The organism is Streptacidiphilus anmyonensis (assembly GCF_000787855.1).
Lineage (GTDB): Bacteria > Actinomycetota > Actinomycetes > Streptomycetales > Streptomycetaceae > Streptacidiphilus > Streptacidiphilus anmyonensis.
On sequence record NZ_BBPQ01000099.1, the window covers coordinates 1 to 21,803 of the forward strand.

At 72.6% G+C, this 21,803-nt stretch carries 20 protein-coding genes and 1 pseudogene; 13 read left to right on the forward strand and 8 right to left on the reverse strand.

From position 1 onward, the window contains the following. Nucleotides 1-265: 265 nt before the first annotated feature. A complete protein-coding gene (locus tag TR50_RS46280) occupies nt 266-619 on the forward strand; it encodes a hypothetical protein (RefSeq protein WP_042434319.1) in 354 nt (117 codons plus the stop codon). Between the two features lie 37 nt (nt 620-656). Here TR50_RS46280 and TR50_RS39415 read toward each other — a convergent pair whose 3' ends face one another. The 4 genes from TR50_RS39415 to hutH all read right to left on the reverse strand — a co-directional run bounded on the left by TR50_RS39415 (nt 657) and on the right by hutH (nt 4,702). Next, on the reverse strand, nt 657-1,211 hold the full coding sequence (locus TR50_RS39415; RefSeq protein WP_042434322.1) for a hypothetical protein: 555 nt from the start codon (nt 1,209-1,211) through the stop codon (nt 657-659). Between the two features lie 60 nt (nt 1,212-1,271). Beyond that, nucleotides 1,272-2,003, reverse strand: coding sequence for a GNAT family N-acetyltransferase (locus tag TR50_RS39420; protein ID WP_042434326.1), 732 nt, complete (start codon nt 2,001-2,003; stop codon nt 1,272-1,274). Between the two features lie 60 nt (nt 2,004-2,063). Further along, complete coding sequence (locus TR50_RS39425) at nt 2,064-2,975, reverse strand: MurR/RpiR family transcriptional regulator (RefSeq protein WP_042434329.1); 912 nt, start codon at nt 2,973-2,975, stop codon at nt 2,064-2,066. Nucleotides 2,976-3,142: 167 nt separating this feature from the next. Continuing rightward, the gene (gene hutH, locus TR50_RS39430; RefSeq protein WP_042434332.1) at nt 3,143-4,702 is read right to left on the reverse strand and encodes a histidine ammonia-lyase; all 1,560 of its coding nucleotides are present in this window, start codon (nt 4,700-4,702) and stop codon (nt 3,143-3,145) included. 208 nt (nt 4,703-4,910) lie between these two features. Here hutH and fdhD point away from each other — a divergent pair, with 208 nt between their 5' ends. After that, complete coding sequence (fdhD, locus tag TR50_RS39435; protein ID WP_042434335.1) at nt 4,911-5,759, forward strand: formate dehydrogenase accessory sulfurtransferase FdhD; 849 nt, start codon at nt 4,911-4,913, stop codon at nt 5,757-5,759. A gap of 636 nt (nt 5,760-6,395) precedes the next feature. Here fdhD and TR50_RS49525 read toward each other — a convergent pair. Further along, nucleotides 6,396-7,508, reverse strand: a pseudogene (locus TR50_RS49525) (diguanylate cyclase domain-containing protein); the annotation flags it as partial. A 309-nt stretch (nt 7,509-7,817) separates the two neighbouring features. Here TR50_RS49525 and TR50_RS39445 point away from each other — a divergent pair. From TR50_RS39445 to TR50_RS39465, 5 genes are all read left to right on the forward strand, one after another. After that, nucleotides 7,818-8,540 (forward strand): WXG100-like domain-containing protein, encoded by a 723-nt coding sequence (locus tag TR50_RS39445; protein ID WP_042434337.1) that lies wholly within the window; start codon nt 7,818-7,820, stop codon nt 8,538-8,540. 45 nt (nt 8,541-8,585) lie between these two features. Then, on the forward strand, nt 8,586-12,371 hold the full coding sequence (locus TR50_RS39450) for a DUF6531 domain-containing protein (RefSeq protein WP_052441841.1): 3,786 nt from the start codon (nt 8,586-8,588) through the stop codon (nt 12,369-12,371). After that, a complete protein-coding gene (locus TR50_RS39455; protein ID WP_042434340.1) occupies nt 12,364-12,843 on the forward strand; it encodes a hypothetical protein in 480 nt (159 codons plus the stop codon). Before TR50_RS39450 ends, TR50_RS39455 begins: the two co-directional genes overlap by 8 nt. Nucleotides 12,844-12,918: 75 nt before the next feature. Beyond that, nucleotides 12,919-13,533 carry a DUF4291 domain-containing protein gene (locus tag TR50_RS39460; protein WP_042434343.1) on the forward strand — a complete coding sequence of 205 codons (615 nt, stop codon included), beginning with the start codon at nt 12,919-12,921 and terminating at the stop codon, nt 13,531-13,533. A gap of 1 nt (nt 13,534) precedes the next feature. Further along, nucleotides 13,535-13,915, forward strand: a complete 381-nt coding sequence (locus TR50_RS39465; protein ID WP_042434346.1) for a hypothetical protein — start codon at nt 13,535-13,537, stop codon at nt 13,913-13,915. 13 nt (nt 13,916-13,928) lie between these two features. Here the strand turns inward: TR50_RS39465 and TR50_RS39470 are convergent, their stop codons facing one another. Further along, nucleotides 13,929-15,008, reverse strand: coding sequence for an adenylate/guanylate cyclase domain-containing protein (locus tag TR50_RS39470; protein WP_439654277.1), 1,080 nt, complete (start codon nt 15,006-15,008; stop codon nt 13,929-13,931). Between the two features lie 285 nt (nt 15,009-15,293). Further along, nucleotides 15,294-16,175, reverse strand: coding sequence for a biotin--[acetyl-CoA-carboxylase] ligase (locus TR50_RS39475; protein WP_042434349.1), 882 nt, complete (start codon nt 16,173-16,175; stop codon nt 15,294-15,296). Between the two features lie 117 nt (nt 16,176-16,292). Here TR50_RS39475 and TR50_RS39480 point away from each other — a divergent pair, with 117 nt between their 5' ends. The 5 genes from TR50_RS39480 (at nt 16,293) to TR50_RS39495 (ending at nt 19,864) form a co-directional block, all read left to right on the forward strand. Beyond that, a complete protein-coding gene (locus TR50_RS39480; protein ID WP_042434352.1) occupies nt 16,293-17,888 on the forward strand; it encodes an acyl-CoA carboxylase subunit beta in 1,596 nt (531 codons plus the stop codon). 46 nt (nt 17,889-17,934) lie between these two features. Beyond that, a complete protein-coding gene (locus tag TR50_RS39485) occupies nt 17,935-18,144 on the forward strand; it encodes an acyl-CoA carboxylase subunit epsilon (protein ID WP_042434355.1) in 210 nt (69 codons plus the stop codon). Between the two features lie 100 nt (nt 18,145-18,244). Beyond that, the gene (gene mmpB, locus TR50_RS49950) at nt 18,245-18,379 is read left to right on the forward strand and encodes a morphogenic membrane protein MmpB (protein WP_269084841.1); all 135 of its coding nucleotides are present in this window, start codon (nt 18,245-18,247) and stop codon (nt 18,377-18,379) included. 74 nt (nt 18,380-18,453) lie between these two features. Beyond that, on the forward strand, nt 18,454-19,053 hold the full coding sequence (locus TR50_RS39490; protein WP_042434358.1) for a nucleoside triphosphate pyrophosphatase: 600 nt from the start codon (nt 18,454-18,456) through the stop codon (nt 19,051-19,053). A gap of 58 nt (nt 19,054-19,111) precedes the next feature. Next, entirely contained in the window at nt 19,112-19,864 is a 753-nt protein-coding gene (locus tag TR50_RS39495) for a hypothetical protein (protein ID WP_042434361.1), read from the forward strand. Here the strand turns inward: TR50_RS39495 and TR50_RS39500 are convergent. Next, nucleotides 19,806-20,240: a hypothetical protein gene (locus TR50_RS39500; RefSeq protein ID WP_052441842.1), complete on the reverse strand. Its 435-nt coding sequence runs from the start codon at nt 20,238-20,240 to the stop codon at nt 19,806-19,808. The genes TR50_RS39495 and TR50_RS39500 overlap by 59 nt on opposite strands. 182 nt (nt 20,241-20,422) lie before the next feature. Here TR50_RS39500 and TR50_RS39505 point away from each other — a divergent pair. Beyond that, a partial coding sequence (locus tag TR50_RS39505) for an acetyl-CoA carboxylase biotin carboxylase subunit (RefSeq protein ID WP_042434364.1) occupies nt 20,423-21,803 on the forward strand: 1,381 nt, incomplete at its 3' end.

Here is a 21,803-nt window from a genome sequence, read left to right on the forward strand (position 1 = left end):
GAGCTCGGTGCCGCGTGCGGCACGGACCGTGCGCGGGCCGCTCTGCTGCTGCGCCATGGTTCACGTCCTCTCGGTGCTCGGATCGAGGCTCTGGATAGTTTCATTCACTATCGATATAGCTGAATGTAGCCGTTCATTCGCCGCTCCACCAGAGCCCGTCGCCAAGGAGTCCGCCCAGCCGCCCGGCGAAAGTCCTGTTTGTCCGCTCTATTACCTTTGGCACCTATGCTGTCACGGACGAGCCTCGCGTCGAGAGGAGACCCACGTGGGCCCGGTCGAGTTCCTGGTGCTGGCCTTCCCCGGCGGGCGCGTCGGCGCAGCGGTACTCGGCCCACTGGAAGGGCTGCGGCAGGCCGGCGGGGTACGGGTACTGGACGCGCGCGAACTACGCCGCGACGCGGACGGGGCGGCGAGGGCGGAGCCGGGCGAAGCCGGACTGATCACCGACGAGGACGTGGAGTCGGCCCGGGAACTGCTGGGCCCTGAGGAATCGGCCCTGCTGCTGCTCGTCGAGCACGCCTGGGCGGCCGAGCTCACCGCCGCGTTCGAGGCGGAGCGGGGCCGGGTCGCGGCGTCGGTCCGGATCGCGCCGGAGGAGGGCGAACTCGACGCGCGCTGACGGCCGCCATCGCGACGACCGCCGGAACGTCAGCTGGTCAGCTGTGCACCACGGCCTTCACGTTGCCCGCGGCCGGACCGGTGGTGACGAACTCCCCCACCGCCCCGCGGCGACCGAGGAGGCGGCCGTCGTCCGTACGGGCCCACAGCAGCTTCTCCTCGCGGCGCTCCCAGCGGGCGAGCAGCAGCACGGCCAACTGCATGCCGAGGCCGTAGCCGAGCACGCCGAGCCCGGCGGCGGGTCCGGCGACCACGCCGAGCGCGGCGGTCACGCAGATCCCGATGAGCAGCGCCATCGCATGCCCGCGCGCGAGCCGCTGCCGCGTCTCGTGGGGCGGCTCCAGCGTCACCGCGAACGCGGCCTTCGTCGCCGCGGCCGCTCGCGCGGCGAACCACCGCCGCCGCTGGAGCAGGCCGACCACCAGGCCGACGACGAACAGCCCGGCGCCGATCAGCGCCCCGCGCCCGAGCCCGGTCAGACTCGGGATCAGCAGGCCCGCGACCGCACCGACCGCTCCGATCCACATCACCGTCCGCGCCACGGTCCCCCGTATGACGACAACCCGGGCGCGCGCATAGGTCCCACGCAGCATGGCGGGACGATAACTCCCCAGGATGAGAATTGTCTTGGGGTGTGCAGACGGAAATCCGGCTCAGGCGAAGGCGGCGGCCGCGACCGGGCGGTGGCGCAGGCCCAGGCGTTCGTAGACGCGGCGGGCCGGGGTGTTGTGGTCCTCGACCATCAGCGCGACGGCGCCGTGCTCCGCGAGGCCGGCGGAGGCGAGGGTCGCGCAGAGCGGGAGCGCCAGGCCCTTGCCGCGGGCGGGCGGGTCGACCGCGATGCCGCTGAGCAGAACGACCTGCGGGGAGGACCAGGCCAGCGCGCCGACGGCAAGGAGGCGCCCCACGTCGTCGCGGAGGCCCGCCCAGCGGGTGACGCCGGCCAGGCCGGGGCGGGCGTAGGAGACGGGGTAGGCGCGGTCGAGGATGCCGTTGATCGCCTCGGACTCGTCCGACTCGCTGAGCCACTCGGCCGGGAGCTCGGGCGGAGCCGTCTCCCGGGCGTCCATCCAGCCGAAGCGGCCGACGACCTCCAGCCCGGGAACGGCGGCGGCGACGGCCTCGACCAGCGGCCGGTCCCCGAAAGGGCGGAAACTGCGCGGCAATTGCGGCAGCACCTCCCGGGCGAGGACGACCGCCGCCTCCGGGGAGCGGGCCCAGAGGCCGACGCGGTCGCGTGTCGAGATCGCGGGCGCGGCCGAGATCACCGCGTCCTCCCCCGCCCAGGCGCGGCCACCGCGCAGCAGCCCCTGAGCGGTCCAGAGCGTCAGCGGATCGCGCTCCGTCAGGACCGCGAGCTCCTCGACGGAGAAGAGCTCACGCACCGTCGCTCCGCCAGGTCATGCCGATCCGCGTGATCCCAGGCTGCGTCATCCCAGGCTGCGTCATCCCAAGAAGAGACCCCGCGTCGTGGCCTGCTGCTCGAACTCCTCCAGCCGCAGCACCGAGCCGGGGAGTTCGTCGCACATGGCCTGGAGCAGTACGCGGCCGAGCATCATCGGTGCGCACGCGGTGTCGAAGACGAGGCTGGAGCCGACCGCCGCCGGGAGCAGCAGGTCGGAGACGGAGGCGACGGGCGCGAAGGCGCTGTCGGCGACGGTGACGACGGTGAGCCCGGCGGTCTTGGCCGCGTTGAGGGCGTCGAGGAGCTCGCGCGGGTAGCGCGGCAGGGCGAAGCAGATCAGCGCGGTCGCGCCGGCGACGCGGGCCTGCTCGATGCGGTCGAGCAGCAGCGAGCCGCCCTCGTCGAGGAGCCGCACGTCGGGGTGGACCTTGGCGGCGAAGTAGGCGAAGCCGTTCGCCTGGGCGGAGGCGGCGCGCAGGCCGAGGACGATCAGCGGCTGGGACGCGGCCAGCACGCGGGCGGCCTGCAGCACGGGCTCGGGATCGGCCAGCACCGCGGCCAGGTGCTGGAGGTTGGCGATCTCGCTCAGCACGGCCTGCTGCTGCTCGTTGCGGACGATCTCGCCCGCCGTCTCGCGCACCCCGCCGACGCGCGCGCCGGGCTCGGTGCCGGGTTCGGCCAGGCCGAGCTCGCGCAGGCGGCGCCGCAGCGCCGGGTAGCCGTCGAAGCCGAGGGCCACGGCGAAGCGGGTGACCGAGGGCTGGCTGACTCCGGCCAGCTCGGCCACCTCGACGCTGGACAGGAACGGCGCCTCTGCAGCGTTGCGCACCAGGCAGTGCGCGATGCGCCGCTGAGTCGGCGTCAGCCGGTACCCCTCGAACAGGCGGAGCAGCCTGCTGGAGGGCCCGCTGCCCTGCGGGGCCTCCACCGTCTGGGGCGGTGTCACGCTCATGTGCGCCTCCAGCGGGCGTGCAGGCGATTCAGTAGGTGCCGACTCTGCATGACCGCATGCAGAGTCGGCAAGTCCCTTCTCACCTGCCGGTACGGATCCGGACACATGGTCCGGGACGGATGTTCGCCTGTCGTTCAGGCAGGCGAATCAGCCGGTCAGGCAGCCGGTCAGGCCAGCGGACCGGTGACCGTCTCGACCGCGGCGACGAGGCCGCCGCCGCGGACGAAGCGGTACGCGGCTTCCAGGTCGGGGGCGAGGAAGCGGTCCGATCCCGGACCGCCGACGCCGGCCTCGCGCGCCGCGGCGACGGCCGCGGCCGTGGCCGTGGCGAGCGGGCTGGCGCCCTCGCCGGTGTGGCTGTAGCTGCGGATCTCCAGCGCCCGGGCCGAGGCGACCAGCTCGACGGCGAGCACGCGGGCGAGGTTCTCCACGGCCTGGCGCAGCTTGCGCGCGGCGGACCAGCCCATGGAGACGTGGTCCTCCTGCATGGCGGAGGACGGGATGGAGTCGACCGAGGCCGGGACGGCCAGCCGCTTGTTCTCGCTGACCAGCGCGGCCTGGGTGTACTGGGCGATCATCAGACCTGAGTCGACGCCCGGGTCGTCCGCCAGGAACGGCGGCAGGCCGTGCGAGCGGTTCTTGTCCAGCAGCCGGTCGGTGCGGCGCTCGGCGATCGAGCCGAGGTCGGCCGCGGCGACGGCGAGGAAGTCCAGCACGTACGCGACGGGCGCGCCGTGGAAGTTGCCGTTGGACTCGACGCGGCCGTCGGGCAGCACCACCGGGTTGTCGACGGCGGCGGCGAGCTCGCGGTCGGCGACCAGCTGGGCGTGGGTGAGGGTGTCGCGACCCGCGCCGGCGACCTGCGGGGCGCAGCGGATGGAGTAGGCGTCCTGGACGCGCGGCGCGTCGTCCTGGTGGTGGCCGGTGAGGCCGGAGCCCTCCAGCACCTTCAGCATGTTGGCGGCGGAGGCGGCCTGGCCGGGGTGCGGGCGGATGGCGTGCAGCTCGGGCAGCAGCACGCGCTCGGTGCCGAGCAGCGCCTCCAGGGACATGGCGGCGGTGATGTCGGCGACGGTGAACAGGCGGCCGAGGTCGGCGATCGCCATCACCAGCATGCCGAGCATGCCGTCGGTGCCGTTGATGAGGGCCAGGCCCTCCTTCTCGGCGAGCTCGACCGGCTCGATGCCGTGCTCGGCCAGCAGCTCGCCCGCGTCGCGGACGGCGCCGTCGGGGCCGTAGGCGAGGCCCTCGCCCATCAGCGTCAGCGCGCAGTGCGAGAGCGGCGCGAGGTCGCCGGAGCAGCCGAGCGAGCCGAACTCGTGCACGACGGGCGTGATGTCGGCGTTGAGGATGGCCGCCATCGTCTCGGCGACGACCGGGCGCACGCCGGTGCGGCCGGAGGCGAGGGTCTTCAGACGCAGCAGCATCAGCGCGCGGGTGACCTCGCGCTCGACCTGCGGGCCCATGCCGGCCGCGTGCGAGCGGACCAGCGAGCGCTGGAGCTGGGCGCGCAGCTCCGGGCTGATGTGACGGACGGCCAGGGCGCCGAAGCCGGTGGACACCCCGTAGACCGGGCGCGGCTCCGCGGCGAGCGCGTCGATCCGCGCGCGGGACGCGGCCATCTCGGCCAGCGCGTCCCCGGAGAGCTCCACCTTGGCGTTGCCGCGCGCGACCGCGATGACGTCGGCGGGGCCCACGTTGGCCTTGCCGATGACGACGTTGTGCATATCCATATACGAAATCACATCATGTGAATGGCACTATGACAACAGGAGTCGTTCCGGGTTTCGCGTCCCCCTCCGTCACCCCTGCTCAGGCCGCACGGGCCCGCACGGACCCGCGCGGGCGCCGAGTACCGTGGGTCCGGCAGAGCCGGACCGGCAGTGACGGCGCTGAACGAACCCCGAAACGAACCTGTACGAAGGAGGCCGGGCCATGGGCCGGGTGACCGAACGCCGCCGCGTGACCCGCCTTCGCGACGGACGCCGCGACGCGCGGCCCGACGCGCTGGCCGCGGAGGAGCCGCTGGAGATCCGCGTCGGCGGCCGCGCGCTCGCCGTCACGATGCGCACGCCCGGCCACGACTTCGACCTCGTCGCCGGCTACCTCGTCGCCGAGGGCATCGCCGCGCGCGCGGAGGACGTCCCCGCGCTGCGCTACTGCGCGGGCACCAACGCCGAGGGGATCAACACCTACAACGTCGTCGACGCCCGCGTCGCCCGCCCCGAGACCGTCCCGGTCTCCGCGTACCGCTCGCTGCTGACGAGCAGCGCGTGCGGCCTCTGCGGCGCGGAGACGGTCGACGCCGTCCGCAAGCGGCTTCCCGCCGACCTCGCGGACGACCCGCTGACCGTCACCGACGACGTCCTCTTCTCCCTCCCCGACACCCTCCGCGCCTCCCAGCGCGCCTTCGACGCCACCGGCGGCCTCCACGCGGCGGGCCTGTTCACCTCCGACGGCCGACTGCTGTGCCTGCGCGAGGACGTCGGCCGCCACAACGCGGTGGACAAGGTCATCGGCTGGGCCCTGCGGGAGGACCTGCTCCCGCTGCGTGGCCATCTGCTGATGGTCAGCGGGCGCGCCTCCTTCGAACTGGTCCAGAAGGCCGCGATGGCGGGCATCCCGCTGCTGGCCGCGGTCTCCGCGCCGAGCGCCCTCGCGGTGGACCTCGCGGAGGAGGCCGGCATGACCCTCGTCGGCTTCCTGCGCGGCCGCAGCGCGAACCTCTACACCGCGGGCGAGCGGATCCTCCAGCAGACGACCGCGGACGTCACCGCACGCTAGCCACGGGCGGGGCCGAATCGACACCCGTCCCGCATCACACCGGGCTCGCCGGGCCCGAGAGGGCCACCGCGACCAGGGCCCGTGGCCGCGGCTGCCTCACGGCGGGCTTGCGGGGCCGGAGAGGGCCACCGCGACGAGGGCGCGGAGCGTGGGGCCGACGGCGGCGAAGGAGAGGGTGGCGTCGTCGGCGAAGAGTTCCATCAGCCAGCCGCCGGCGGCGTTCGCGCCGCCCGCGGCGACCATCGCGCGGTAGCCGCCGACGACGAGGACCGCCTCCTCCGCCGGGTCGTTGCCGGGGACGCCGGTGCGCAGGCCGAAGCTGCCGCCGCGGATCGCGAGCGCGGTCAGCGGGTAGGACTGGAGGTCGAAGACCGCGTCGGGAGCCTCGTTGACCGCGCGCTGGACCTGCGCGCGGACGCTGCCGGGGCCGCGCGTCATCCGGCGGACGCCGTAGCCCGCGGTGTGCATCGTGGTGGAGCCGGGCGGCAGGTAGGAGACCCACCAGGCGACGGCGTCCAGCATCCTGGAGACCGTCTCCGCGACGGTCTCCAGGCGGGCGAACGTGCCGGCGGGACCGGGGCTGTCGTCGAGCGCGGCCGTCACGGCCGCGAGCAGCTGGCCGGGATCGGCGGTGAGGCGGGCACCGCGGAAGCGGCGGCGCTCCGTGCGGCGGCCGCCGCCGGGCCGCGCGCCGGAGTCGGCGAGGCTGAGCGTCGGGTCGGGCAGGCTGCCGCGTCCCGCGACGACGGGATGAGCGGCCGGGCCGGACTTCGCCCGGTACTGCGCGGCGTCGGCCAGCCGGAAGAGCCGGTCGGAGGTGGTGACGGGGCCGATCGGGTCGCCGGTGGAGGCCACTCCGCAGGCGACGCCCTCGCCCTGATCGATCGTCAGCGCCTGCGCGCACAGCTCCTCCGCGACGCGGACCACCTCGTCCGCGCTCGGTCCGGCGGCGACCAGGCAGAACTCGTCGCCGCCGAGCCGCCCGGCCAGCGCGCCCGGCAGCATCGCGCCGCACAGCGAGAGCTGGTTGGCGAACTGCTCCAGCAGTTGGTCGCCGCTCTCGTGGCCTTTCTCGTCGTTGACCCGCTTGAGGCCGTTGACGTCGCAGACGACCAGGGAGACGACCGTGCCGTCGACGCGGTGCCGCTCCAGTGCGGCGTCGAGGCGGGCGTCGACGGCGCGGCGGTTGGCCAGGCCGGTGAGCGGGTCGGTGAAGGCCAGGCGGCTGACCTCCTCCAGTCGCTCGTTCTGCGCGAGCCCGGCGGAGAGCTGCGCGGCGAGCACCGTCGCGAACGCGGCCTCGGCGTCGTCGAAGACGGGCCGGCCCGCCGTCCGGGCCAGGTACAGCTCGCCCCAGGCCCGGCCGCCGAGGAGGATCGGCGCGACCAGGCAGCAGGCGCGGCCGCGCCGCCGCAGCGACGCGGCCCGCGCCCGGCAGTCCGGGCCGTTGGCGGAGCCGCCGTCCGCGCTCTGCACCCAGGCCCGCGGCAGGCCGTCCGGGGCGAAGAGCTCGCCGAGGCCGCGCTGGGCCAGGAACTGCCCGATCTCCGGGTACTCGGCCAGCGGGTAGGACTCGTCCTGCGGCAGCGCCTCCTCGCCGGGCGCGAGCAGGCCGTCGTTGACGAGCACCCGCAGCCGGCCGCGCTCGCGCTCCCACATGGAGATCGCGGCGAACTCCGCCCCCATGATCTCCCGGGCGCGCCCGGCCGCGACCTGCGCGGCTGCCCGTCCCTCCGGCGCCGCAGCCATCGCCTGCGCGAGCCCGACCACCGCGCGCAGGCGTGCGTCGGCCGCGCCGGACTCGGGCGGGACCGGTGCGTTCGGCGGGGCGTCCTCACTGGCACTGGCCTGCACGGTTCTCCTCGTTCCTGGTCGCGCTTCTCCTCCGCTTCGAGACTACGGACATTCACGGCAAATACTACGCAGGCAAGCGATCCCGACCCTGGTGCCTCCGCTCGGCCGGACGATCGCGGACGTGAGGCGTCACCGTCCGACGCCGCTGCTACCGTGACAGGAACGCGACGCGATCCACAGGATCCGACGGTCACGGGGGGAAGCATGGCCATCGAACTTCCGGGCGAGGTCGCCCAGTTCCTGCAGTTCATCGGCATCAACTGGCCGCAGATCAACGAGGACAAGGTCCGCGAGTTCGCCTCCCACGTCCGCGAGTTCGCCACGAACATCCAGGACACGCACCAGCAGGCCACCGGCACCGTCAACGCCATGAGCCAGCACTACCAGGGCAATTCCTACGAGCTGCTGGTCTCCAAGTGGGCCCACCTCTCCCAGGGCCACATGCAGGACCTGCTCGACGCCTGCCAGGTGCTCGCCACCGCGCTGGACGCGGGCGCGGACTACATCGTCGCCATGAAGCTCGACTGCATCGGCGAACTCATCGCCCTCGCCGCCAGTTTCGTCGCCGACCAGGCGGCGGCCGTGGCGACCTTCGGCCTCGCCGAGGCCGCCGAGGCGCTGATCGTGGAGGCGGCGGAGAAGGCCGTCGACTTCCTCGAGCAGCAGTTGGTCCAGTACATCATCGGCCAGGTCATCGAGGCGGCGCTGACGCCGCTGCTGGGGGTGGTCGAGAAGGCCGTCGCGGGCATGACCTACTCCGCGCTGGAGGACATGCTCGGCGTCAGCGGCAACGGCCCCGGCGACGGCTTCATGATCCACCCGGACAACCTCAAGGCCCACGCCCAGCTCTTCGCCGTCCACGCGGAGACCGTCCAAGGCCACGCGCAGGTCCTGAGCGGCCGGCTCGCGGGGATGAGCTTCGAGTAGTCCGAGCAGCACGAGCCGAACCGACGAGAACGGGACCACGGGGGAATGAGCGAGATCGCGCAGGCGGTCGGAGACGCGGCGAAGAAGGCGGAGCAGGGCCTCGCCCAGGACTTCAGCAAGGCCTACCACTCCATCCTCAAGGACACCGAGGAGAAGACCACCCAGGTCGCCGAGCACGCCGCGGAGAACGAGGCGAAGACCGTCGAGGACCTCGGCAGGTCCGCCGAGCACGCCGGCGTCACCCCGCACGACCCGCACGCGCCCTCCGGCGGCGGCCCGTCCTCCCACCCGGGCGAGGGCGGCGGCCCGGAGGGCGGGGCAGGCCGTGAACAGGTCCAGGACCCGCACGACGCCGGCCGCGGCGACGACGCCGTCTGCGGCGGCGGTGAGCCGGTCGACATGGCGACGGGCCGGATGTACATCGACCAGGTCGACGCCGCCCTGCCGGGCTCGCTGCCGCTGCTGTTCACCCGCAACTTCGAGTCCGGCTACCGGGCCGGGCGCTGGATGGGACGCCGCTGGGTCTGCACCTTCGACGAGCGCCTGGAGATCGACGCCGAGGGCGTCGTCCACCTCCGTGCCGACCGGGTCACCCAGGCGTACCCGCATCCCGAGCCCGGCGAGCCCGTCCACGCCTCGGCGGGCGACCGGCGCCTCCTCGGCGTCGACGCCCGCGGCCGCCTCTACACCGTCACCGAACCGGGCACCGGCCTGGTCCGTGAGTTCACGCTCCAGGCGGACGGGGCCACGGCCCTGCTCACGCGTGTCCGCGACCGCTCCGGCCGCCGCTACGACCTGGAGTACGACGGCGCCGGGACCCCGCTGGCCATCCAGCACTCCGGCGGCTACCGGCTCCTGGTGACCACGGACCGCGACCGCATCACCGCCCTTCACCTGGCGGGAGCCGCCCCCGACGGCGGCGACCAGGAACTGCTGCGCTACGCCTACGGCGAGCGCGGCAACCTCACGGAGGTCTACAACTCGTCCGGGCTGCCGATGCGGTTCGGCTACGACGCCTGGGACCGCGTCACCTCCTGGACGGACCGCAACAACAGCCGCTACTGGTACGTCTACGACGGCCGCGGCCGCGTCGTCGACGAGGGCGGCGAGGACCTCTCGCTGCGCTTCACCTTCCACTACGGCGAGGCGGACCCGGCGACGGGTGCGCGCGTCCACACCGAGACCAACGCGCTCGGGCACACGACGCGGTACCACGTCAACGACCTCCACCAAGTCGTCGCCGTCGTCGATCCGTTGGGCAACACCACCCGATACGAGCGGGACCGGTTCGACCGTCTCCTCAGCGAGACCGACCCCCTCGGCCGCACCACCCGCTACGCGTACGACGGCGCCGGCGGCCTGGTCACCGTCACCCGCCCCGACGGCGGCCGACGGGAGTTCGACTACGCGGGCGAACTCGACCGGCCGGCCCTGATCAGAGAGCCCGACGGCTCCTCCTGGCGACAGACCTTCGACGACGCCGGACTGTGCACCCGTGTCACGGACCCCACCGGCGCCGTCACCGCCTACACCTACGACGAGCACGGCCACCCGCTCTCGAAGACCGACGCGCTGGGCCACACCTGGTCCGTCCGTTGCAACGCAGCCGGACTGGCGGTCGAGACGACGGATCCGACCGGGGTCGTCACCCGGTACGAGCGCGACGCCTTCGGCCGCGTCGTCACCGCGACGGACGCCCTCTCCGGCGTCATCCGGCAGGAGTGGACGGTCGAAGGGCGGCTCACCGCACGGACGGCCGCCGACGGCACGGTGGAGCGCTGGACCTACGACGGGGAGGGGAACCGACTCACCCACACCGACCAGCTCGGCCGGACCACCGACTTCGAGTACACCCACTTCGAGACGCTCGCCGCACGGACCGACCCCGACGGGGCGCGGTTCGAGTTCCGGCACGACGCGCACATGCAGCTGGTCGAGGTCCACAACCCGCTCGGCCAGTCGTGGACGTACACCTACGACGCCGCCGGGCGGGTGGTCCAGGAGCGGGACTTCGACGGCCGCGCCACCGACTACGTGCTGGACGCGGCGGGCCAGTTGGGCTCCCACACCGACTCCCTGGGGCTGACCGCCTCCTACGAGCACGACGTGCTCGGGCGGACCGTCCGCCGCCGGTCCGCCGACCGGGTCACGGACTTCGCCTACGACGCCGCCGGCCGGCTGGTGCGGGCGGCGAACCACGAGTCGGAGCTCCTGCGCACCTACGACGCCGCCGGCCGGCTGTCGAGTGAGACCTGCGACGGACGCACCCTCACCCTCACCCGGGACCCCCTGGGACGACGTACCAGCCGGACGACCCCCGGCGGACACACCAGCACCCTGGTGTACGACCCGGCCGGTCGCCTCACGGGTCTGCGCGCCGGGGAGGGCTCCCTCGCCTTCGGCTACGACGAGCTCGGACGCGAGCAGCACCGCGAGCTCGGCCACGGCCTGGGCCTCACCAGCGTGTGGGACGAGTGCCACCGGCTGACCGGCCAGTCCGTCGAGGCGGCTCGGGCAGGCCGGGAGAACGCGGTCCTGCAGCGCCGCGCCTATCACTACGCCCCCGACGGCCGACTCGCCGAGCTCGACGACCTGCGCGCCGGAAGCCGCCGATTCGCGCGCGACACCGCGGGGCGGGTCGTCAGCGTGCGCGCCGACGACTGGGCCGAGCGCTACGCCTACGACCTCTCGGGCAACGTCACCGACGCCGACTGGCCCACCTCGCGCGCCACGGCCGAGTCGGACGGCCCCCGGGTCTACTCGGGCACGGATCTCCTGAGCGGCGGCAAGGTCCGCTACGAGTACGACGCGGCCGGACGCACGGTCCTGCGTCAGCGCGCTCGACTCTCCCGGAAACCCGACACCTGGCGCTTCCGCTGGGACGCGGAGAACCGCCTCGTCGAGGCGCACACACCGGACGGCTCACGCTGGCGCTACCGCTACGACCCGCTCGGACGCCGCATCGCCAAACAGCGTCTGGCCGAGGACGGTTCCACGGTCGCCGAGGAGACACGCTTCACCTGGGACGGGGCCCTGCTGATCGAGCAGAGCACCGAGGCGCCCTACCTTCCCGGAAGGCACACCGTCAGCTGGGACCACAAGGGCATCCAGCCCGTCTCCCAGTCGGAAAGCATCGTCGCCGCCGCGAGCGACGGCACGTCGGCGCAGGACAGGGTCGACCGGCGCTTCTTCGCGATCGTCACCGACCTGATCGGGACCCCGGTCGAGTTGGTCGACCCCGCGAGCGGCGCCATCGCCTGGCGTGGCAACTCCGCGCTGTGGGGCCACACGACGTGGCAACGGGACAGCTCGACCACCACCCCGCTGCGCTTTCCCGGGCAGTACTTCGACGCAGAGACCCTGCTGCACTACAACCTGTACCGCTACTACGACCCGGCGACCGCGCGGTACACCTCGCCGGACCCGCTGGGCCTCGGGCCGAGCCCCAACCCCCGTGCCTACGTCGCCGATCCGCACCGCTGGTGCGACCCGCTCGGCCTCTCGCCCCACGGGCAGGAAGCCAAGAAGGGGCAGCTCGACCCGGAGAGCCAGAGCGGCAACCTCCCCCTGATCGCCGACTGGATCGCAGCCCACGGCGACATCAACCATCGCGGCATCCCGGGCGTGGACGACCTCGATGTCGCCGAGCACATCGAGGACATGATGGGAGCGGGTCCCGGCATCAGGCTCCGGGACACCCCCTCGGGGACCAAGAGGTGGGCCTGGTGGGACGACAGCACCGGGACGATACTCATCCGCGAAGGTGATCACGGCACCTTCATGCAGCCCACACGCGGTTACGACTACTACAAGGACCAGCTCAATGAGTGACGCGCGGCCCACCGACACGCCGCTGACCGACGCCCTGACGGCCTCGATGTCGGACGAGACCCGGTCCGCCGTGGCGGCCTGGGACACGGCCCGGCTGGAGGTCGAGCTGGAGCGGACCCCCGCGCTGCGGGGCAAGGTCTCAGCGCCGGTCCACTCGGTACGGAACCTGCTGGGCGCATGGGAGCGCTTCGTCCGCCTGATGGCAGCCGACTGGCCGCCGGAGGGCTGGTACTCCCTCAGCGCCTACCGCGAGCTCCTCGACGAGCGGGATCTTCTCGACACCGCCCTCAGCGAGCTCCCCTCCGCGGCCGCAGCAGCCCTGACGCCGCTCCTCGAGCAGTTGGACGCCGTCTACTTCGCCCACACGGAGCCGGACCCCGAGGAGACACTGCGCCCTTGGCTGGGAGCACCCGCCTCGACCGCCCCGACCGATCGCCGCAGCCGCCGACCGCGCCACGCACCGTCCTGGTGAGCGGTGGTTGAGGGCGCGGATCGAGTTCCGGAATCCGTTCGACGCCGCCGCACCCAGGGTGCTTCGCTTCTCGCCATGGAACCGGAGACCCACCCGCTGCGACAGATCCGAGCCGCCTGTGACGACCGCACTCTGACGGTCTATCAGGCCTACTCCTCCGCCATCGCGGAGCCCGCACTCCGGGCGGGTACGTTCGTCGCACCGTTCAAGCGGGAGCGGATGACGTGGATCAAGCCGTCGTTCCGCTGGATGATGTACCGCTCGGGCTGGGGGAAGAAGCCGGGACAGGAACGGGTGCTGGCGGTGCGGATCCGCCGGAGCGGGTTCGAGTGGGCGCTGGCGCACGCGTGCCTGAGCCACTACGACCGCAGGCAGCACGAGTCCGCCGCCGAGTGGAAGCAGTTGCTGCGCGAAAGCCCCGTACGCGTCCAGTGGGACCCGGAGCGTTCCACGACGCAGCAGGAGCTGCCCCACCGCGCGATCCAGATCGGCCTGACCGGCGAGGCCGTCCACCGCTACGTGGACGAGTGGATCGTCGGCGTCACCGACGTCACCGCGCTCGCCCACGAGGCCCACGCGCTCGTCCGCGCGGGCGAGACGGCACAGGCCGACGCCCTCGTCCCGGTCGAGACCGCCTACCCGCTCCCCGCACCGCTGCGCGCCCGCATCGGCGCGAGCGGGCAGGGCTGAGATGGCAGTTCCGCAGACCGACGTCGTCACGCTCCTGTCCGCCCTGACCGCCGCGGAACCGGCCCGCCGAGAGGACGCGTGCGGCACGGTCACGGACTGGCTCACGGCGTTCGACCGTTTCCAGGCCAGGACGATCGCCACCGTGTTGGCGTCCACCGCCGTGGCGGAGAGCGACGCGTCCTGCCGCGAGGCGCAGCTCCACGCGCTGGCCGAGCTCGCCGACACCGGGCACCTGGCCCGGGAGTTCTTCGAACCCGTGCTGAACCTCGCCCCGGACACGCTGGACCCGAGCGAGCGCGAGTATCTCGAGGCGCTGGAAAGGGAGGTCGACACCGACCAAGCCGAACCCGTCGCCGCGGAGTCGTACGTCTACGGGGACTGAACCGCCCGCCGCCTCACGCCTCCGGGGTGCGGCGGGAGAGGAGCCAGGGTTCGACGAGGCCGAGGCCGCGGACCGGGCGGCGCCACATGGGTTGCAGGGCGAAGCGGTACTCCGCGTCCGGGAGGGGCGGTTGGACGTGTTCGCGGCTGTCGCCGCCCACGCCGACCGAGGAGATGGTCTGCAGGGCGTCCGTTCCGCCCTCCTCGGGGGGCGGGACCGCGCCCTCGCGTCCCAGCGCGGCGGCCAGTTCCTCGTCGCACAGCACCGCGTCCTTGGGGGCGATCGAGGTGAGGCGGGAGGCCAGGTTCACCGTCGTGCCGAAGACGTCGCCCATGCGGGTCGTCACCGTGCCGAAGGCGATGCCGACGCGCAGGGCCGGCATGGAGTCGTCCTTGCCGAGCGTCTCCACCAGCGCGAGCCCGATGTCGCCCGCCGTCGCCGCCTCGTCCGCGACGAAGAGGATCTCGTCGCCGAGCGTCTTGACCAGGCGTCCGCCGCGTCCGGCCACCAGGTCCGCGCAGGTGGTCTCGAAGTTCTCGACCAGCTCGCCGAGTTCGTCGTCCTCCAGACGGCGGGACAGCCGCGTGAATCCGACCAGGTCGGCGAAGCCGACCGCGAGCCGGCCGCTCTGCATCTCCTCGTCGTTCTCGGCCTGGACGACGCGGCCGGTGACGGCCGCGAGCTGACGGCGCCAGACGTAGATGAGGAACTGCTCCAGCTCCGGCAGCAGCAACTCGACCAGCGGGTAGGCGACCTCGGCGCGGGTCAGGCCCGGCTCGGAGGCGGAGGTGAGGTGCTCCAGGAAGGTGTCGATCTGCCACTCCGCCAGCCGGGCGGTGGTCTGGCCGGTGGAGCGGGCGACCTGGATGGCCATCCGCTCGCTCAGCAGTCCCGCCTCGACCATGCCCGCGAGCCGCCGCAGCGCGATGACGTCGGTCTCCGTCAGTGCGCGCGACTGGCCGATGTCGGCGAAGCCCATGGCGCGCCAGAACCGCGAGGCGAGCTCCATGGAGACGCCGGCGGCACGTGCCGCCTGGTACGGGGTGTACTGGCGCTCCGAGTCCAGGATCAGCTGTTCCAGCTGCAGGGCCACGGAGTCGCGGTGGTGCTGCTCAGCACCGAGCCGATCCCGCTCCCGTTCCCGGTCGCCCACCTGTTCGCCGTCCCGTCCGTCCTTGTGACGCACCCGTGCCCCCGCGACGGGCGTGTCCTTGCTCACACCTCGCCCAGTGATACTCGCACGGAATGGGCCTGTCCGGAGCATCCGCCCCGGTGAGAACCCACGCGCTGGAAACTCACACGCCGAAAGTCACACGCCTGGTTCACGCGTCCCGGTCCACACGATCCGGTTCACACGCTCCGGCTCACGCGCCCGGGCTCACACGCCCCGCACGTGGATCACGTCGCCCGCGGAGACGGCGTGTTCCGCGCCGCTCGGCTCGCGCAGCACCAGCCGGCCGAGGTCGTCGACGTCGACCGCCTCGCCGACCACCTGGGTGTCGCCCGGCAGCAGCACCCGCACGTGCTTGCCGATCGTCGCGCACTGCGAGAGGTACGCCTCGCGCAGCCGCGTGGCCGTCGGGTCGCCGCCGTCCGCGCACCACTCCTGGTACAGCTCGGAGAGGGTGCGCAGCAGCTCCCGCAGCAGGATCTCGCGGTCCGTCACCGCCGCCTCGGCCAGCGCCAGCGAGCCCGCCGTCGGGACCGGCAGTTCACTCTCGCGCAGGCTGACGTTGACGCCCATGCCGGCCACGACCGCGCGGCCGTTGTCGGCCAGCTCGGTGAGGATGCCGCCGAGCTTGCGTTCCTCCGTGCCGACGGTGACCAGCAGGTCGTTCGGCCACTTCAGCCGCACGCGGGTCTCCGCCGCGCGCGAGAGCGCGCTGGACGCGGCGACGCCGACCAGCAGCGGCAGCCAGCTCCAGTTGTCCCGCGGCACGCCCGCGTCACTCGGACGGAGCAACGCGGACAGGAAGATCCCCGAGCGCGGCGGAGCCGACCAGCTGCGGTCGAGCCGGCCCTTGCCGTGGGTCTGGACCTCGGCGATCAGCACCGTGCCCTCGGGAGCGCCCTTGGCGGCCAGATCCGCCAGATCGACGTTGGTGGAGCCGGTCTCGGCGACGACGTCGAGGCTGCTCCACAGAGCGCCGAGCCGCCCCGGGTCGCGGTTCAGCTGCGCGGCCCTCAGCGGCGGGCGGTCAAGGTCACTCCAGGGGGATTCACTCACGACACCTAGCGTATGACCCCTGTCACTCGCCATATCCGAGGCAGGCCGTCGTGGCTAACCTACTGATCGGAAACCCACCCGTTGGTGCCGTGCGTATCCCTCCGTGGGAACGCCAGCGGCACTACCCCTCCTGACGGGAGCCGCCCACCCATGTCCTCCGCCGACCACGCCAACGCCGACGTGGACATCCACACCACCGCCGGCAAGATCGCAGACCTGCGCCGCCGCATCGACGAGGCGGTCCACTCGGGTTCGGCGCGCGCCGTGGAGAAGCAGCACGCCAAGGGCAAGATGACGGCCCGTGAGCGGGTCCGCCAGCTGCTGGACGAGGACTCCTTCGTCGAGTTCGACGAGTTCGCCCGGCACCGCTCCACCAACTTCGGCCAGGAGAAGAACCGCCCCTACGGCGACGGCGTGGTGACCGGTTACGGCACCGTCGACGGCCGTCAGGTCGCGGTGTTCGCCCAGGACTTCACCGTCTTCGGCGGCTCCCTCGGCGAGGTCTTCGGCGAGAAGATCGTCAAGGTCATGGACTTCGCCCTCAAGACCGGCTGCCCGATGATCGGCATCAACGACTCCGGCGGCGCCCGCATCCAGGAGGGCGTGGCCTCGCTCGGCCTCTACGGCGAGATCTTCCGCCGCAACGTGCTGGCCTCCGGCGTGATCCCGCAGATCTCGCTGATCATGGGCCCCTGCGCGGGCGGCGCGGTCTACTCCCCCGCGATCACGGACTTCATCGTGATGGCCGACCAGACCTCGCACATGTTCATCACCGGCCCGGACGTCATCAAGACCGTCACCGGCGAGGACGTCGGCATGGAGGAGCTGGGCGGCGCGCGCACCCACAACTCCAAGTCGGGCGTGGCGCACCACATGGCCGCGGACGAGAAGGAGGCCGTCGAGTACGTCAAGGCGCTCCTGTCCTACCTGCCGTCGAACAACCTGGAGGAGCCGCCCGCGTTCCCGGAGGAGGCGGACCTCGCCACCACCGCCGAGGACGAGGAGCTGGACGCGATCGTCCCGGACTCGGCCAACCAGCCGTACGACATGCACAAGGTCATCGAGCACGTGCTCGACGACGGCGAGTTCCTGGAGACGCAGTCCCTGTTCGCGCCGAACATCCTGACCGGCTTCGGCCGCGTCGAGGGTCACCCGGTCGGCGTCGTCGCCAACCAGCCGATGCAGTTCGCCGGCTGCCTGGACATCGACGCCTCCGAGAAGGCCTCCCGATTCGTGCGGACCTGCGACGCGTTCAACATCCCGGTGCTGACCTTCGTCGACGTGCCCGGCTTCCTGCCCGGCACGGACCAGGAGTGGGACGGCATCATCCGCCGCGGCGCCAAGCTGATCTACGCCTACGCCGAGGCGACGGTCCCGCTGATCACCGTCATCACCCGCAAGGCCTTCGGCGGGGCCTACGACGTCATGGGCTCCAAGCACCTGGGCGCCGACCTCAACCTGGCCTGGCCGACGGCGCAGATCGCCGTCATGGGCGCGCAGGGCGCGGTGGGCATCCTGCACCGCGGCACCATCGCCGCCGCGGAGGACCCCGAGGCCAAGCGGGCCGAGCTGATGCAGGACTACGAGGACACGCTGCTCAACCCGTACATCGCGGCCGAGCGCGGCTACGTCGACGCGGTGATCCTGCCCTCGGAGACCCGCCAGCACATCGTCAGGGGCCTGCGTGCGCTGCGCAACAAGCGCGAGACCCTGCCGCCGAAGAAGCACGGCAACATCCCGCTGTGACCGCCGTCGTCGGCTTCCTTCAAGTCGGAAGAGAGGTACCGGCCTGATGGCCCCTATCCGCGTGCTGCACGGGCAGCCCAACCCCGAGGAGCTCGCCGCCGTCCTGGCGGTGGTCTCGGCCCGGGCGGCAGCCGGCACCGCTGCCGCCCCGGAGGAGTCCCGCGCCGGCGTCTGGCGCGACCGCGCGGCGCTGGTGCGGCGCATGCCCCACCCCGGCCCGAACGCCTGGCGGACCTCCGCCTGGGCGGGCCGCTGACCCTCCCTCAGCCGGTCCGACCGGCAAGCGGGCCCTGCGCGACGCAAGTTGAGTACCCGTACTCATGCGCCGGGCAGGGCCCGCGCCGCACAGTGGGGGCATGCTCTGGTCAGACCCGGCAGACGACACCCCGGCGGAGGCCGCGCGCATCCGCGGGCTGCTGCGCCGGGTGGGCATCCTCATCGCCCTGTGCGTGTCGCTGGCGATGGTCGTGGTGATGGCCTCGTGGGGATGAGGACCCGATGACCACCCGATGACGACCCCACAGGCCCGGAGGGCGCCCTCCCGGGCTTCACTACCCTGGACGGCATGACCGACAAGCGCACGCTCGTGCTCGCCTCCGCCTCCCCCGCCCGCCTCGGCCTGCTGCGGCAGGCAGGCCTGGACCCGAAGGTGATCGTCAGCGGCGTCGACGAGGACGCGCTCTCCGCGCCGACACCGGCGGAACTCGCCCTGGTCCTCGCCGAGGCGAAGGCGGGCGCGGTGGCCGCCACGCTGGCCGACGGCGAGCTGGTCGTGGGCTGCGACTCCGTCCTGGAGCTGGACGGCCGGGCGCTGGGCAAGCCGGCCGACGCCGCCGACGCCCGCGCCCGCTGGGCGGCCATGCGCGGCCGCAGCGGCGTGCTGCAGACGGGCCACTGCGTCATCGACACCCGCACCGGCGCCCGCGCGTCGGCGACGGCCTCCACCACCGTCCACTTCGGCACCCCCGACGACGCGGAGATCGACGCCTACATCGCCTCCGGCGAGCCCCTCCACGTCGCCGGCGCGTTCACCCTGGACGGCCGCAGCGCCCCGTTCGTCGACCGCATCGAGGGCGACCACGGCAACGTCATCGGCCTGTCGCTTCCGTTGCTGCGCAGGCTGCTGGCGGAGGTCGACGTGAGGATCACCGACCTCTGGGCGTGAGCCCGTTCATGCTGCATGCTCATCGTCGACGACTCGAACTCTGCTCGGGGGCAGGCCAGTGAACAGCGGCGACATATGGAACATCGTGCTCGGGGTGGCCTCCAGCGCCGTCAGCGCCACGCTCGCGTGGCTGCTGCAGGCGCTGCTGAGGCGCCGGCGGCTGGACCGCAAGCGCGCGTTCTTCGGGCTGCGCAGCGGCGGCGACGCCCTGCTCGTCGTGCCGCGCAAGGCCGGCTCCACCGACAACGACCGGATCGTCGCGCAGAACGACGTCTACGGGCTGATGGAGCTCTCCGCCCTGGTCTACGAGTGCGACGCCCAGTACACGGTGCTGCCGGCCCACCAGATCCGTCAGGGGATCGGCGACCGCGCCGAGTTCTGCATCGGCGGTCCGCTCGCCAACGAGCGGACCGCGGCCCACCTGAAGCTCAAGTTCCCCGGCTTCGCCCACACCGCCGAGTGGGAGGCCACGAAGGCCAACGAGTTCGTCATCGGCGACACCCGCTACACCCGCGAGGCCGGGGTCGCGGACTACGTGCTGCTCGCCCGCATCGCGGTCGGCACGCAGGGGCTGCCGACGTTCCTGATCTGCGGTCAGACGGCCGTCTCGAACCTCGCCGGGGTGCGGCATCTGCGTCGCGCGTACCGTGAGTTGAGTCACAGCCACGGAACGGACAGCACCTTCGCGCTGCTCTTCAGGGTGCTCCAGCCGGACAACTACGGCTCCGACGTCATCGAGTTCGTGGCGGATGTCACGAAGCAGGCGCAGCAGGCACCGGCTCCGAGCCCGGTGCCGGTCGCGTCGGAGTGAAGAACATCAGGACAAGAAGCGTCAACGTGCACGCGACGACAAGGAACGTCCACACCCCCGACAGGGCCAGCATCAACGCCGCGAGCACGCCGTGGAAGACCGCCGCGGCGACCAGCGTGAACCGGGTGGGCCGCCCGAAAGGATGATCCCCGGCGCGCACCGCCAGGCGTACCAGCACGCCCGCGACCAGCAGCAGGAAGGCCGTCTGCAGGCCGAGGCCGACGTACGCGGCGTTCGCGATCGCCGTGTACGAGACGCCCGCGAACTGCATGTGCTGCTTGTGCGCCACCGCGCCGAGCAGCAGGGCCGCCAGCAGCGAGACGCCCGCCTCCAGCACCAGCAGGACCGTCGCCGATATCGCCGTCCATCTCCGCATGGGCGCACCTTACTGAGGAGTAGTCAACGGCGGAAGAGGTGTGCTCAACCCCGCCACAACCCGGACGGCGTACCGTGGAAAGCACTGCTCACCCTGCGTGTGGGCAAGGTCACCACCGGAACGGACTCGTGGGTAGTCCTCGCGATTCCCTAGACTCTCCGGGGTTCAAGAAGGGAGCCATTGTGCGCAAGGTGCTCATCGCCAACCGCGGAGAAATCGCCGTCCGCGTCGCCCGTGCCTGCCGCGATGCCGGGATCGCCAGCGTCGCCGTCTACGCCGAGCCCGACCGGGACGCGCTGCACGTCCGCGCTGCCGACGAGGCCTTTGCTCTCGGTGGCGACACGCCGGCGAGCAGCTACCTCGACATCGCGAAGGTGCTCAAGGCCGCCGCCGACTCCGGCGCGGACGCCGTCCACCCGGGCTACGGCTTTCTGTCCGAGAACGCCGACTTCGCCCAGGCCGTCCTGGACGCCGGCCTGATCTGGATCGGCCCGCCCCCGCAGGCCATCCGCGACCTGGGCGACAAGGTCACCGCCCGACACGTCGCCCAGCGCGCCGGCGCCCCGCTCGTCGCCGGCACCCCCGACCCGGTCGCCGGCCCCGACGAGGTCGTCGCGTTCGCCCGCGAACACGGCCTGCCGATCGCCATCAAGGCCGCCTTCGGCGGCGGCGGACGCGGCCTGAAGGTCGCCCGCACCCTCGAGGAGATCCCCGAGCTCTACGAGTCCGCCGTCCGCGAGGCCGTCGCCGCCTTCGGCCGCGGCGAGTGCTTCGTCGAGCGCTACCTCGACAAGCCCCGCCACGTCGAGACCCAGTGCCTGGCCGACACCCACGGCAACGTCGTCGTCGTCTCCACCCGCGACTGCTCGCTCCAGCGCCGCCACCAAAAGCTCGTCGAGGAGGCCCCCGCACCGTTCCTCACCGACGCCCAGGTCGCCGAGCTCTACACCGCCTCCAAGGCCATCCTCAAGGAGGCCGGCTACGTCGGCGCCGGAACCTGCGAGTTCCTCGTCGCGAACGACGGCACCATCTCCTTCCTCGAGGTCAACACCCGCCTCCAGGTCGAGCACCCAGTCTCCGAGGAGGTCACCGGCATCGACCTGGTCCGCGAGATGTTCCGCATCGCCGACGGCGAACCCCTCGGCTACGGCGACCCCGAGCTGCGCGGCCACTCCTTCGAGTTCCGCATCAACGGCGAGGACCCGGGCCGCGGCTTCCTGCCCGCCCCCGGCACCGTCACCGTGTTCGCCCCGCCGTCCGGCCCCGGCGTCCGCCTGGACTCCGGCGTCGAGTCCGGCAGCGTCATCGGCCCCGCCTGGGACTCCCTGCTGGCCAAGCTGATCGTCACCGGCGCCACCCGCCAGCAGGCCCTGCAACGCGCCGCCCGCGCGCTGGCCGAGTTCCACGTCGAGGGCATGGCCACCGCCCTCCCGTTCCACCGCGCGGTGGTCGTCGACCCGGCCTTCGCCCCCGAGCTCACCGGCAGCGACGCCCCGTTCACGGTCTTCACCCGCTGGATCGAGACCGAGTTCGACAACACCATCCCGCCCTTCACCGGCACCG